Here is a 12,208-nt window from a genome sequence, read left to right on the forward strand (position 1 = left end):
AGACGTCAAGTAGTGCAGGAGACTCGGCACCCGGGTATGTGCGCGATATTCCTTCCAAGCTTATGGCCGACGCGTCATCAGAGTTCGTGACTTTCCCTCCAGGTCCGAGGGGCCCCTGTCCCGCGAACATCACGATATCTGGACCTCGTCTCCCTGGCTGAGATCACCGGAAACTGCGGCGAAACCTCCCCCTGACCGGAGAACGGTGACGGGAACACGTGTAGGGGGCGCCTTTGACGTTGCGTCCCCGCCCGCGGTTTTGAGGACATAAGTCCCTCCGGCGTCCTGTCGAATTCCAGATAATGGCACGGCGAGAGCCTGGGCCGCACTACCCTTACCCGCCACCGTGATGCTCAAATTGGGAGTTAACAAGGCAAGGTCCGCCTTGTTTGTCGGCTCTACCGTCACGGGATGGCCCGCACGTTGGCCATTCCCCGCATCCGTGAACGGACCTACTCCAGTTATCCGTCCGGCCAATTGCTTCTCCGATACCCTGACGGTGACCTCCTGCCCAGGCTCGAGTGTTTCAGCTTGCTGGATCTCAGCGACAAACTCAACATAGTTATCTTCAGCTTGGAACGTTGCGAGAGGGGTTTGGTCCGTAACCTTCTGCCCAATGCCCAGGGCGCTCGATACGGTCACGCTGGCTACGGGGAGGGTTAGTAGTTGCTTGAAAGGGATCGACGGTGCGGGGTGATCCGCATCGTCCAAAGCCGCCCTTTCCGGTGTAGCTCCTAGCTCGGGTTCCTGGCCTGTCTTAGCGGGCACTTGTCCGCTGCGCAAGGTGAATCCCTCGCTGGCAAAGAAAGAGGCTGCGGCATTCATGGTTGCGCTGTCCATGTGACCAGTTTCGTGGGTGATGTACCCCATCTGGATAAGCGCCCGCTGCAGAGCCAATACATCATCTCCTTCATCTCCTGGCGAGAGATCGCGGTACAAAGGGAGCGGACCCGGTAGTACGAAATAGGGCTTGCCAGAAACCACACCCACCAGATCGCCCCACTTCAACGTAGCTCCCGCCCTAATCGTTTGTCGCACGACAATCGGTTCTTGTCCCTCCAAATCAATGAGGATCGGAACAATGGGGGCGACCTTTACAACTCCGGCAAACGTAAGGCGGTCATCGACGATACGGTTTTCAACCGATGCATAGACTGGAACTTCAGCCATAGAGTTCTCGGGATGAATAATTTCTGATTGATCAAATATGCGGCCAGCTACCAAGCCCACCCCAGCGGAAATGATTGCGGTCACCGCCAGCAGGATGATCAGCCACCGCCGTGAGAGCCGGCTCAAGCCGGCGGTTGCGGCCGCTTTCTCCGAGGGCTGGAACTCATTCACTGCATCTCTTTCAACAGCTTCTCAGCGGCGTCTACGTACTTCTGGCTCTTCTTCTTGAGTTCCGTAAGTACCGCTTCATCCTGTTTGATGAGCGGCAATTGGTAACTTGCTTGAATATCACCGAGCGTTTGGGTCAGCCGAACTTTCTGGTTGCATTCGGCTTCAATCGTGGCGAGGCGGATACCCTCAGCAGCGTCCGACTTCGACGGGTTACGCTGGTCCATCCTCCCCTGCAGTTCAAATGACTGCTGGCTGGACCATTTCGCATTGGTGAGGTCCTTTCCCGGCGTCAAGCCGGCCGCCGAAATGCAATCGCCCCAATCGTCCTTTGCATCGTTCCACGCATCAATTTCTGATGCCATACTCAAACTTTTCAAGGCAATCGCAGCTGCAGCGCCACCGTTCATTAAATCGTCTGGCGGAGTGATTTCATCCAGCTTGCTCTTTTCGCTCGAAAGACACTTGTACCTGGCCTCACCCCAAGGGCCCGCCTCATCGTGCACCTGGCCCGATTGCGTCTCCTCGCCAACGAGCCGGAACCCGTACTGCCTCACACGATCGACATTCCATACGCCGAAGTTTCGATTCTCCGGCTCTGGGTATGCAGCATTCGGATCATCATTGAAGCCAAATCTTCTCATGCAAGTAGTCATAATGACTTCTCTTGCAAGGAGGATCCGAGAGCGATCACGGGCCGATATTCTGTAGGCATCGACTGGAAATATGATCAGGGAGCTTTCATAGTCCAGGTTCACTCTTCCGGACAGATCGGGGGTGATTGAATTATTTGGTGTCCCGGAACAGGCTGACACAACCAAAGCGACAACGCTCATGGCTATCAAACCGACCATACTTCGTGTCAAGCATAGCTTTCGTTCGGGAATTCTACTCATCGATATCCCACTTTCAATCTCACCTCTTGCGCCTAGACCGAGCAGCCGAGCCTCTCATCGGACAGCAACTTTGACCTGCCGATAATGTGCCCGACAGGTCAAAGCAGGGTGCTGCTCGCTTTAGGTCAAGCGAGCGGTGAATTAGGTTTAGCCCCGGTGAAAGCTGCTGATATTGTCATTCCACGTTCCCAGGAACGGCACATACCAACCCATGGCGCTATAGTCGTTCGCACTGCCGAAACCAGCGCCGCCGTAGTTGATGTCCTGCCACCAGGTTACGTAGTAGCCAAAGTTCTTTACCGAACTTGCCTTGTTGTCGAACGATCCCATCCACGTCGAATTGTCGGCTCCGTACGTAGCTCCGCCGTAGTTATTGTCTGCATAAAAGATACTGGCATTCGCGGACTGGCTGGCGGCAAAGAGCGCCCCTGCGGACAGCGCAGCGACAGCGGCCACCCGTGCAAGTTTTTTCATGTCTTGATCCTCATTTGGCTAGTCCGACATGAGGTCAGCAATCGACTCAGCGTGTTCCCCAATACGCAAGTTACGAGGCATACAATCGCCCCTCCGAGAGGGTATCGCTCAGCATCATTAAATTCAAGATTTTGAAATAGTCAAAAATCAATTCGAAATATTCGATTTTTCGCGTCACGAATAGCTTGCACCCACCACTAAAGCTTTTCGGGGGTCTTAACAACCCGCGGGGAACCAACGCTCGCTACGTCTCGGTTCGCTGCATGGTTATTCCAGACGGCTCCCGTGTCCGGCCGTCGGCGGGGACGAATCATAATTAGAGCTGTTAATTCTGGAAAACCGCGATGACTGCCAGGTCGCGGCCGGCGTAGCGCTCTGCATCCTGCAGGATCTCGCAGACCACGCCGAAGGAGCGGTCCGTTCGGTAGGCCGCCGGGACCTGCCAGATCATGGTGACCGGGCTGCCGTCGTCCTCTGACAAGGCGTCCGCGTAGTCGTGCAGGGAGTCGTTCAAGGCGTCCAGGTTCACGCCATAGAACTCGGGGAAGTCCAGGACCTGGCCGAAAACTTCCAGCACCGCCTGCTTGGTGTTGGCGGGAGGGACCAGAAGGGTGCGGCGACCGGCGTCGGAAACCTGTTCCTGGAGTTCTTCAAGGGTCCAGGTATCTGCTGAATAGATCTTCATGGGCTCCTACTTGCCTTCGACAATGAACTTGAACGACTCGTAATGGTCGGCGGTGTAGTACTTGGCGGTGTCCTTGCCCACGATGATCCGGCGTGCGCCGCGGTCCGATTCTCCCGGCGTGACAACGGTGTACTCCTTATAGAAGCCGCTGGTCTTCTTGGGGAGCAATCCTTCAAAGTTGCCGAAGTTCACGCCGTCACGGTCGTACGGGTATGGACCACCCTTCGCGATCAGGGCCAGTGTCTGCCGGGCTTCCTTGGGGAGCTGCGACGCGTTGATCGTGGGCAGGCTGGAAGGGTTCGCCACGCCGGCGGCCGCCGTGGAAACGGCGCCAGGTACCGGCGTCGTGGTTTGCGCGCTGGAAGGCGTCGGCGGCGCGGTGGAGGGAGCGGTCAGGGCGCCGCCGCCCACCATGGCGACGACAAGCACGACGACGGCGATCACCAGCCCCGCGAAAGCCACCAGTTTGCTGCGGCTGCGGTTCATGTGGGATTTCCTGTTCGGTTGGGGCTACGTGCGGTAGATGTTGATGGTGTTGGCTTGCAGGATATCCCGCTCGCCCGACGCCACCAACGCCCCCTTGCGACGCTCGTGCAGCACCGACGTGGTGAAGCGGAGTTCAAACATCCGCTTGCCGATGCCCGACTCGCTCAGGATCTCCGGCAAGATCATCTTCACGTCGTGGTTGCTGCCGTTTACGACGATCAGGCCCCTGATCTCGCTGTCTTCATGGCCCATCAGCAGTTGGACCGAGCGGACGTTGGGGTCGTTCCAGCGGGCCGGAGTCATCCGTTTGCCCTTGTCATCGAACCACTGCAGGCTCGTCTCATTCGCCTGGCCAGGGAAGCTGTCCGGCTGGTGCCGCAGGAACCACCTGCGAAGCCTGACCAGCTCCCGTGTGGTCCGGAACATGGCGTTGGCTTCCTGCGTGCGGCTCCAGTCCAGCCAGGCCGTGGGGTTGTCCTGGCAGTAAGCATTGTTGTTGCCCTGCTGTGTTCGGCCAAGCTCGTCACCGGCCGTGATCATGGGGACACCGAAGGACAGCAGCAACGTGGCCATCAGGTTGCGGATGGACAAGGAACGGGCGGCAACAATCGCCTCATTCTCGCTGCGGCCCTCCACGCCGTGGTTGTAGCTCCGGTTGTCGCCGTGCCCGTCGCGGTTCTGCTCACCGTTGGCCTCATTGTGCTTACGGTCGTAGCTGACCAGGTCCTTCAACGTGAAGCCATCGTGGGCCGTGATGAAGTTGACTGAGGCCAGGCGCGTCCGCCCGGACGAGGCAAAGAGATTGGCTGAACCGGCCATGAGCTCGGCTAACGACGCCACGGAACCACCCTGGCCACCGGCCTCAATGGCTGCGCGGTCGGACAGCCAGAAGCTGCGTACGCCGTCGCGGAAGTGGTCATTCCAGTCCGACCAGCCCTGCGGGAAGCGGCCTGTCTGCCAGCCGCCATAGCCTACATCCCACGGCTCGGCGATGAGCTTTACCTCAGACAACACCGGGTCCTCGGCAATGGCTTGCAGGAATGGGTGCTGCGGGTCGAATGTGTTCCCCGCGTCACGGCACAGGGTCACCGCAAGGTCGAAGCGGAAACCGTCCACGTGGAAGTCGTTCACCCAGTAACGCAAGGAATCCAAGGCAAGGTCCACTACCACCGGATCGCTGAAGTCCAACGTGTTTCCGCAGCCGGTGGTGTCCAGGTAGCGTCCGTGGGCGTCGTGCCGGTAGTAGCGCTTCTCAGCCAACCCCCGGAAGCTGATGGCGGGCCCGTCAGGTCCTGCCTCGGCTGTGTGGTTGTACACAACATCGAGGATCACCTCGATGCCGGCCGCATGCAGCAACTTGATCATGCCCTTGAGCTCATCCTGCACTGCGTGCGGGCCGGCGCTCCGGGCAGCCTCGGTGGCGTAGTCGGCATGCGGGGCAAAGAATGCCGCCGTGTTGTAGCCCCAGTAGTTGGTCATGCCAAGGTCCTGCAGGTGCGCCTCATCCAAGTGGAAGTGGATGGGCAACAACTGAACCGCGGTAATCCCCAGCTCCGTGAGGTGCTGGATCATGACAGGATGCGCCATTCCCGCGTACGTGCCGCGGAGGTGCTCCGGGATGTCCGGGTGAAGCATCGTCTGCCCGCGGACGTGGGCTTCATAAATCACGGACGTCCGCATGGGTGTCTTTGGCGGCTGGTCGTCGCCCCAATCAAAGCTGTTGTCCATGTAGACGCTCGTGAGGAACTCGCCCCGCTGGTCCACAGCGCGACCGTAGGGGTCGAGCAGCAGCCCGGTCCCGCCGTCGTCGTCCAGGTCCAAAGCAGGAACCGGCATGGGGAGGCCAGCCTCTGCGGGTGCCTCGCGGAAACCATAACGGGTGCCGGGCGGCATTCCGGCGATCAGCCCGAAATGCACGCCATCTTCCACATTGGGAAGAACCTGCGCGCGCCATGGGGCACCCGGGGACTGGAAGGCAACCTCCACCCGCTCCAAGTCAGGCGCGAAGACGGCCACATTCACTTCATGGTCCTGCGCATCCGTCGCACCGGAAAGGCCGGGCTGGGGCGTGCTCAGTCCGAGGGGCCGGGGCCGCGACGCATCGACGGCAGCTTCTGTATCAAAGATAGGCATAACCATTGATTGCAAGTTTAGTTCCACGCCCACTATGTGCCGCGTCCGGCGCTCATGTGACGACGTTCGGCCCAGTGAATTCATTACTTGGCATACTGGAACGGAGACAACTGGAGGTTCAATGGTGCGCGTTGCACTCGCCCAAGTCATCACCGGCCGGGATCTGACCGAAAATCTGCGGCTCCTGGAGGAGTACGCCCGCCGCGCCAAGGAGGGCGGAGCCGGGCTTGTGGTTTTCCCGGAGGCCATGATGCGCGCGTTCGGGAACTCGCTGTTGGACATCGCCGAACCCCTCGACGGACCGTGGGCCAGCCACGTGCGCGCCCTCGCTGAGGAGCTTGATGTGGTGATCGTCGCGGGTATGTTCACACCCGGCGCTCCCTCCGAGGCGGGTAATCCGCGGGTGCGGAACACGCTTCTGGTCACCGGGCCCGGCGTCGAGGCCAGTTACGACAAGATCCACCTCTTCGACGCGTTCGGCTTTGCGGAATCGGACACCGTTGAGGCCGGTACAGACCCGGTGACGTTCGACGCCGGCGGCGTCACCTTTGGTTTGGCCACCTGTTATGACATCCGTTTCCCTGCACTCTTCACGGCCAACGCCCAACGCGGCGCCGTGGTGAACATCGTGTCCGCGTCATGGGGATCAGGACCCGGCAAGGCCGAGCAATGGCAGCTTCTGGCCAGGGCCCGCGCCGTGGACACCACCACGTTCGTGCTCGCTTGTGGCCAGGGTGACCCCGCCACCCAAGGCACCGAAGCCAAAGGCACCGCGCCCACGGGAGTCGGGTACTCCGCCGTCGTATCCCCCTTCGGGCAGGTTCTGGAAGCTCTTGAAAGCGAACCCGGCCTCATCTTCGCCGACCTCGACCCCGCCGACGTCGAAGAAGCCCGCCAAAAACTCCCCGTCCTGGCCAACCGCCGCGACTTCTAGCCCTCCCTCACATCCCTACCCCTTGAGCCCAACGCTCCTCCACATCCCTGCCCCTTGAGCCCAACGCTCCTCCACATCGCGGCAAGAACTGGGAGAGCGTCCACCCCGAACAGGCGGGACGTGAGAGAGCGTCCACACCAAACTGGCGGGACGTGAGAGAGCGTCCACACCAAACAGGCGGAACGTGAGAGAGCGTCCACCCCAAACAGGCGGGACGTGAGAGAGCGTCGGGTCGAGGCACACGAAAGGCGCCACGAGAGCCATCACACGGATGGCGCTTGTGGCGCCTTGGGGCCTACTTGGCGGAACGCTGCCTCGATACTTCGTACAGCGAGATTCCCACGGCCATGGATGCGTTGAGCGACTCCATGGACGAGTCAATCGGGATGGACACGATCTGGTCGCAGTTTTCGCGGACCAAACGGCTCAGGCCCTTGCCTTCGGAGCCAACCACAATGCACACCGGTTCGGTGGCTACGGTGAGGTCGGGCAACGAAACATCGCCGTCGCCGTCCAGGCCCAGGACGTAGATGCCCATGTTCTTGAACTGCTTGAGCGCGTTGTTGAGGTTCGACGCGCGGGCCACGGGCACGCGGACAGCGGCACCGGCGCTGGTCTTCCAAGCGGACGCTGTGACGCCGACGGAGCGACGCTCGGGGACGATCACGCCGTGGCCGCTGAACGCGGAGACGGAGCGAATGATTGCGCCGAGGTTGCGGGGGTCGGTGATGCCGTCGAGGGCCACGAAGATGGGGGCGTTGGAGATGTGCCCCTTCTTCCATTTGGCGATGGTTTCCTCGGCGAGGTCGTACGCGTCCTGGTATTCGTAGGGCGGGATCTGCAGTACGAGGCCCTGGTGGACAGCCTCTTCAGTCATGCGGTCGAGCTCGGGCTTGCCGGTTTCGAGCAGCGGGATACCGCGCTCGGCTGCGAGCTTCAGGGATTCCTTGACGCGGTCGTCCATCTCAATGCGGATGGCTACGTGCAGCGCCTTGGCGGGGATTCCCGCGCGGAGGGCTTCGACCACGGAGTTACGTCCAGTGACCAGTTCTTCCGTCGCGCGGCCCTTGGGACCTGAGCGTGCGCCTGAGCCCGGACGTGCCGGGCCGCGCTTCGCGGCCGAGCGCTCCGCGAGCTGCTTGTTCTTGAATGCCTTGTGGTAAGTGCGATCCTCCGCCTTGGGCGTAGGACCCTTGCCCTCCAGGGCCTTGCGGCCGTGGCCACCGGTTCCGGTGGTGGGGCCCTTCTTCTGCTTGACCGACCGGCGACCATTATTGGCCATGAGATTCCATCCTTGATTTCGTGAGTAAGTCTGGAATCAAGTCTACTGACCCAATGCAATTCGGCCGTCGAGGCCCCTTGTCAGTCGCGCTTCAGGCTCCAGGTGGCACCGTCCGCACCATCTTCGACGACGACGCCGGCAGCGGCGAGCGTGTCACGGATGGCATCCGACGCAGCCCAGTCCTTGTTGGCCCTCGCTGCGGCGCGAGCCTGGAGCTGGGCTTCCACCAAAACCTCCAGCGCAGCGTGCTCCCGGCCCCGGGTAGCTTCGGGCTGGGTGACGGAATCCAGGCCAAGGACCTCTGTCATGGACATCACGGAATCAAGCGCAGCCTTGGTCGCCTCGAGGTCACCGGAGGCCAGCGCAGTGTTCCCAGCGCGGACGGTTTCGTGCAGCACACCGAGCGCCTGGGGCACGTTGAGATCGTCGTCCATGGCGGCAATGAAGGCAGCGGGCATGGCACATTGGGGTGCGATCTCGACGGCGTCCCGGCCCACCTTTGCCGTGGCCTTGGAGATGAACCCGTCAATGCGTTCCACCGCCGCGGCGGCTTCCTGGAGCGAAGTGGGCCGGTAGTCCAGGATGGAGCGGTAGTGTGCTTGGCCGAGGTAGTAGCGGACCACGCGTGGTGAGGCGAGCTCCAGCATTTCCGCGGGGCTTACTGTGTTGCCAATGGACTTAGACATCTTTTCGCCCTCGAAAGTGACCATGCCGTTGTGCATCCAGAAGTTGGCGAACTCGTCCCCTGCAGCTTGGGACTGCGCCATCTCGTTCTCGTGGTGCGGGAAGCGGAGGTCCAGTCCCCCACCGTGGATATCGAAACGCGTGCCCAGGTACTTGGTCACCATGGCGGAGCACTCGAGGTGCCAGCCAGGACGGCCCGCACCCCACGGCGAATCCCACTTCGCGGTGACAGGCTCGCCTTCCTTGTAACCCTTCCACAGCGCGAAGTCGCGGGCGTCGCGCTTGCCACGAGGATCGGCGTCGGGGGCGCCTTGCATGTCATCAATGTTTTGCCGCGTCAGGGAGCCGTACTTGCTCCAGGAGCGCACGTCGAAGTAGACGTCGCCGGAATCATCCAAGGCGGGGTATGCATGGCCGCGGTCGATGAGCCGCTGGATGAGTGCGTGCATCTCCGGGATGTGCCCGGTTGCACGGGGCTCGTAGGTGGGCCGCTGGACACCCAGGGATTCGTAGGCTTTCTCGAATTCCTGCTCGTACCGGTAGGCCAAAGCCCACCATTCCTCGGCATGCTTGGCCGTGGGTTCAGCGTCCCAGTCCGGGCCAAACGACTGCTGGGACTTGGCCAGGATCTTGTCGTCAATGTCGGTGACGTTGCGCACCACGGTGACGCGGAGGCCGCGGAATTCCAGCCAACGGGTCAGCTGGTCGAAAGCGATGGCGGACCGGACGTGACCCACGTGAGGCATTCCCTGGACGGTGGCTCCGCAGTAGTAGACGCTGGCCTTGCCGTCTTCGAGGGGAACGAAGTCGCGGACTTCGGCGGAGGCGGTGTCATAAAAGCGCAGGGTCACCGCTCCAGATTAGCCGATGACGCGGCATGACCTGCCTACTTGCAGTATTCGCCGATCTTGTTGAACTGCACCTTGAGCTTTTCCTGTTGCTCCTGCGTGGCCGCCCCCAGCGACGAGGCAGCAGCCTTGTCCATGATCGCGGCCATTTCCTTGATGGGATCGGCAATCTCCGGGGCCAGCCTGTCCCCCAGCTCGTGGTAGTGCTCAGCGAGCTGCTTTGACTGCTGTTGTTGGTTGCCGTCCGGTTTGAAGGCGTCCCCGTTCAGGAAGTCGCAACTCGCCTTTACATCCATTTTTGGTGTCCCCGCACAGCCGCCCAGCAGGAGCGCGGCGGCAAGCCCTGCGGACAGCAGCACTGCGGGGCGTACGACGCCGGTAGGTGACTTAGGCATGCGGCGAACCCTTCGCGGGTCCCGGGTGGGGGCTGGCAGCCGGGTAGACGAGGGCAGTGGCGACGGCGGAGATACCTTCGCCGCGTCCGGTGAAACCCAGACCATCGCTGGTGGTCGCAGTGACACTGACCGGAGCGTTGGCGGCCTGGCTCAGAACCCGTTGGGACTCTTCGCGCCGGGGGCCGAACTTTGGTCGGTTGGCGACGAACTGGACGGCTACGTTGCCGATTTCGAAGCCTGCCTCGCGCACGATCCGGGCGGCTTCTCCAAGAAGCTTGACCCCCGACGCGCCGGCGTACTCGGGGCGGTCCGTGCCGAAGTGCGTTCCGAGGTCGCCGATGCCACAGGCGGAGAAGAGCGCGTCGGCGGCCGCGTGGGCGACGCAATCGCCGTCGGAATGGCCTGACAGCCCTTGCTCACCTTCCCAAAGGAGCCCGCCCAACCAGAGAGGCTGGGGGTCGTCGTCGGGGGCAAAGGCGTGGACATCGATACCGATACCGGTCCGGGGCAGCAGCATGTTCTCGGCAGCCACTATCCCTCCACCCACCGGATGCCCAGGGGACCCTCGAGGAGACCTTCAGCGATGATGAGGTCCAGCGGCGTGGTGATTTTCAGTGATTGGCTGGCCCCGCGAACGGCGTGAACGGGGACGCCCAGGAGTTCGACGAGCATGGCGTCGTCGGTGACGGCCGCGGCCTGCTTCCCGTCGAAGAGCCCGGCAGCCTCGTGGGCGCGGAGCAACGTAGCCAGTTCAAAGCCCTGCGGGGTCTGTACGGCGCGGAGTTCTTCGCGGGGAGCCGTGCCGGTGACCAATTCAGGGGCGATCGAGGCATCCGCCCCGTCGGTCCCGGCGACAGTCTTGATTGTGTCGACCACGGGCATTGTGGGGATGACGGCTTTAGCGCCTGCGGCCAAGGCTTCGGACACCCGCTCGAAGACGCGCTCCGGGGCCAGGGCGCGCGCGGCGTCGTGCACGAGGACGAACTCGGTCCCGTCTTCCAAGGCAGCCAAAGCAGCGCGGACGGAGTCGGCGCGGGTCGATCCGCCGTCGACGACTGAAATTTCAGGGCCACCGTCAACGAGGTCAACGGTGAATTCGGCGATCAGCGCGCGGAGGGCAGTGTCGCCCTGGGGCACGGCGACGCAGACCTGGCGTGCGACGTCGGATGCCACCACGCCACGCAGTGCGTGCATCAGGATGGTTTCCCCGCCCAGCGGAACCTGGGCTTTGGGCATGCCGTATCCGAGGCGTTCGCCGGAACCGGCTGCCACCACGATCACGGCCGTAACGGCGCGCTTGGAAGGATGAGTCATGCGCCCAAGGTTATGCGCATTCTGCATGGAATACCCACATGGCGGGCAGGTTCCGTGGAACGGCGCCCACGTTTTTGGGCAAAAAGAAACCCGGCGGCGCTTTCGCACCACCGGGGCTCAACTCTTAGGAAGCCAAGACCTCGTCAAGAACGCTTGCAGCCTTCTCTTCATCCGTCTTCTCAGCCAGGGCCAGTTCTGAAATCAGAATCTGCCGCGCCTTGGCCAGCATGCGCTTCTCGCCTGCGGAAAGGCCGCGATCGTGATCACGACGCCAAAGATCGCGAACGACCTCTGCCACCTTGATGACATCGCCCGAAGCAAGCTTCTCCAGGTTCGCCTTGTAACGACGTGACCAGTTGGTAGGCTCTTCAGTGAACTCGGCGCGGAGAACGTCAAAAACGTGCTCCAAGCCTTCTTTGCCCACTACGTCCCGGACCCCAACAAGGTCAACGTTCTCTGCTGGAACTTCAATGGTCAGATCACCCTGAGCCACCTTGAGCTTGAGATACATCTTCTCTTCGCCCTTGATGGTGCGCATCTTGATTTCCTCAATTTTTGCTGCACCGTGGTGAGGGTAAACTACTGTCTCGCCGACCTCAAAAACCATGTGGACTTTCCCCTTTCCCGCAGATTAGTCTATCACGATTAAGGCATACGACTGGCATCGAATGGGCTCTTCAGCCGCGCCAATACTGGGAAAGAGGCCCAAAAGGGATTCGTCCAACCTCTTGACGTAATC

General features: G+C 61.5%; 13 protein-coding genes. 1 reads left to right on the top strand and 12 read right to left on the bottom strand.

The window, feature by feature from the left end; translation table 11 throughout:
- Window positions 1-129 precede the first annotated feature (129 nt).
- The 6 genes from ABHM97_RS09975 to glgX all read right to left on the bottom strand — a co-directional run bounded on the left by ABHM97_RS09975 (window position 130) and on the right by glgX (window position 6,018).
- Complete coding sequence (locus tag ABHM97_RS09975) at window positions 130-1,341, bottom strand: efflux RND transporter periplasmic adaptor subunit (protein ID WP_349470545.1); 1,212 nt, start codon at window positions 1,339-1,341, stop codon at window positions 130-132.
- Window positions 1,338-2,174: a hypothetical protein gene (locus tag ABHM97_RS09980; RefSeq protein WP_349470546.1), complete on the bottom strand. Its 837-nt coding sequence runs from the start codon at window positions 2,172-2,174 to the stop codon at window positions 1,338-1,340. Before ABHM97_RS09980 ends, ABHM97_RS09975 begins: the two co-directional genes overlap by 4 nt.
- 207 nt (window positions 2,175-2,381) lie before the next feature.
- Complete coding sequence (locus tag ABHM97_RS09985; RefSeq protein ID WP_349470548.1) at window positions 2,382-2,708, bottom strand: hypothetical protein; 327 nt, start codon at window positions 2,706-2,708, stop codon at window positions 2,382-2,384.
- Between the two features lie 325 nt (window positions 2,709-3,033).
- Complete coding sequence (locus ABHM97_RS09990; RefSeq protein WP_349470549.1) at window positions 3,034-3,393, bottom strand: barstar family protein; 360 nt, start codon at window positions 3,391-3,393, stop codon at window positions 3,034-3,036.
- A 6-nt stretch (window positions 3,394-3,399) separates the two neighbouring features.
- Window positions 3,400-3,879, bottom strand: coding sequence for a guanyl-specific ribonuclease (locus tag ABHM97_RS09995; RefSeq protein WP_349470551.1), 480 nt, complete (start codon window positions 3,877-3,879; stop codon window positions 3,400-3,402).
- Between the two features lie 24 nt (window positions 3,880-3,903).
- On the bottom strand, window positions 3,904-6,018 hold the full coding sequence (gene glgX, locus ABHM97_RS10000) for a glycogen debranching protein GlgX (protein ID WP_235520098.1): 2,115 nt from the start codon (window positions 6,016-6,018) through the stop codon (window positions 3,904-3,906).
- A 118-nt stretch (window positions 6,019-6,136) separates the two neighbouring features.
- Between glgX and ABHM97_RS10005 the strand changes: the two genes are divergently transcribed.
- Complete coding sequence (locus ABHM97_RS10005; RefSeq protein WP_349470761.1) at window positions 6,137-6,946, top strand: carbon-nitrogen hydrolase family protein; 810 nt, start codon at window positions 6,137-6,139, stop codon at window positions 6,944-6,946.
- Between the two features lie 295 nt (window positions 6,947-7,241).
- On the opposite strand, the gene rlmB is transcribed toward ABHM97_RS10005, so the two are convergent.
- From rlmB to ABHM97_RS10035, 6 genes are all read right to left on the bottom strand, one after another.
- Window positions 7,242-8,228 carry a 23S rRNA (guanosine(2251)-2'-O)-methyltransferase RlmB gene (rlmB, locus tag ABHM97_RS10010; protein ID WP_349470552.1) on the bottom strand — a complete coding sequence of 329 codons (987 nt, stop codon included), beginning with the start codon at window positions 8,226-8,228 and terminating at the stop codon, window positions 7,242-7,244.
- A gap of 80 nt (window positions 8,229-8,308) precedes the next feature.
- A complete protein-coding gene (cysS, locus tag ABHM97_RS10015) occupies window positions 8,309-9,763 on the bottom strand; it encodes a cysteine--tRNA ligase (RefSeq protein ID WP_349470553.1) in 1,455 nt (484 codons plus the stop codon).
- Window positions 9,764-9,798: 35 nt separating this feature from the next.
- Entirely contained in the window at window positions 9,799-10,155 is a 357-nt protein-coding gene (locus ABHM97_RS10020; RefSeq protein WP_349470554.1) for a hypothetical protein, read from the bottom strand.
- A complete protein-coding gene (gene ispF, locus ABHM97_RS10025) occupies window positions 10,148-10,672 on the bottom strand; it encodes a 2-C-methyl-D-erythritol 2,4-cyclodiphosphate synthase (protein ID WP_349470762.1) in 525 nt (174 codons plus the stop codon). The genes ABHM97_RS10020 and ispF overlap by 8 nt, the downstream gene beginning before the upstream one ends.
- Window positions 10,673-10,686: 14 nt before the next feature.
- Window positions 10,687-11,469, bottom strand: a complete 783-nt coding sequence (gene ispD, locus ABHM97_RS10030; RefSeq protein WP_349470555.1) for a 2-C-methyl-D-erythritol 4-phosphate cytidylyltransferase — start codon at window positions 11,467-11,469, stop codon at window positions 10,687-10,689.
- 124 nt (window positions 11,470-11,593) lie between these two features.
- Complete coding sequence (locus tag ABHM97_RS10035; protein WP_011690592.1) at window positions 11,594-12,076, bottom strand: CarD family transcriptional regulator; 483 nt, start codon at window positions 12,074-12,076, stop codon at window positions 11,594-11,596.
- Window positions 12,077-12,208: the final 132 nt, after the last annotated feature.

Origin of the sequence: Paenarthrobacter sp. CAP02 (assembly GCF_040137855.1) — a bacterium.
Taxonomy (GTDB): Bacteria; Actinomycetota; Actinomycetes; order Actinomycetales; family Micrococcaceae; genus Arthrobacter.

Coding starts and splice junctions, on each gene's coding strand:
- ABHM97_RS09995 (WP_349470551.1), bottom strand. CDS start 3,879: ATGAACCGCAGCCGCAGCAAACTGGTGGCTTTCGCGGGGCTGGTGATC.
- rlmB (WP_349470552.1), bottom strand. CDS start 8,228: ATGGCCAATAATGGTCGCCGGTCGGTCAAGCAGAAGAAGGGCCCCACC.
- glgX (WP_235520098.1), bottom strand. CDS start 6,018: ATGGTTATGCCTATCTTTGATACAGAAGCTGCCGTCGATGCGTCGCGG.
- ABHM97_RS10035 (WP_011690592.1), bottom strand. CDS start 12,076: ATGGTTTTTGAGGTCGGCGAGACAGTAGTTTACCCTCACCACGGTGCA.
- ispF (WP_349470762.1), bottom strand. CDS start 10,672: ATGCTGCTGCCCCGGACCGGTATCGGTATCGATGTCCACGCCTTTGCC.
- ABHM97_RS10020 (WP_349470554.1), bottom strand. CDS start 10,155: ATGCCTAAGTCACCTACCGGCGTCGTACGCCCCGCAGTGCTGCTGTCC.
- ABHM97_RS09990 (WP_349470549.1), bottom strand. CDS start 3,393: ATGAAGATCTATTCAGCAGATACCTGGACCCTTGAAGAACTCCAGGAA.
- ABHM97_RS09985 (WP_349470548.1), bottom strand. CDS start 2,708: ATGAAAAAACTTGCACGGGTGGCCGCTGTCGCTGCGCTGTCCGCAGGG.
- ABHM97_RS09980 (WP_349470546.1), bottom strand. CDS start 2,174: ATGAGCGTTGTCGCTTTGGTTGTGTCAGCCTGTTCCGGGACACCAAAT.
- ispD (WP_349470555.1), bottom strand. CDS start 11,469: ATGACTCATCCTTCCAAGCGCGCCGTTACGGCCGTGATCGTGGTGGCA.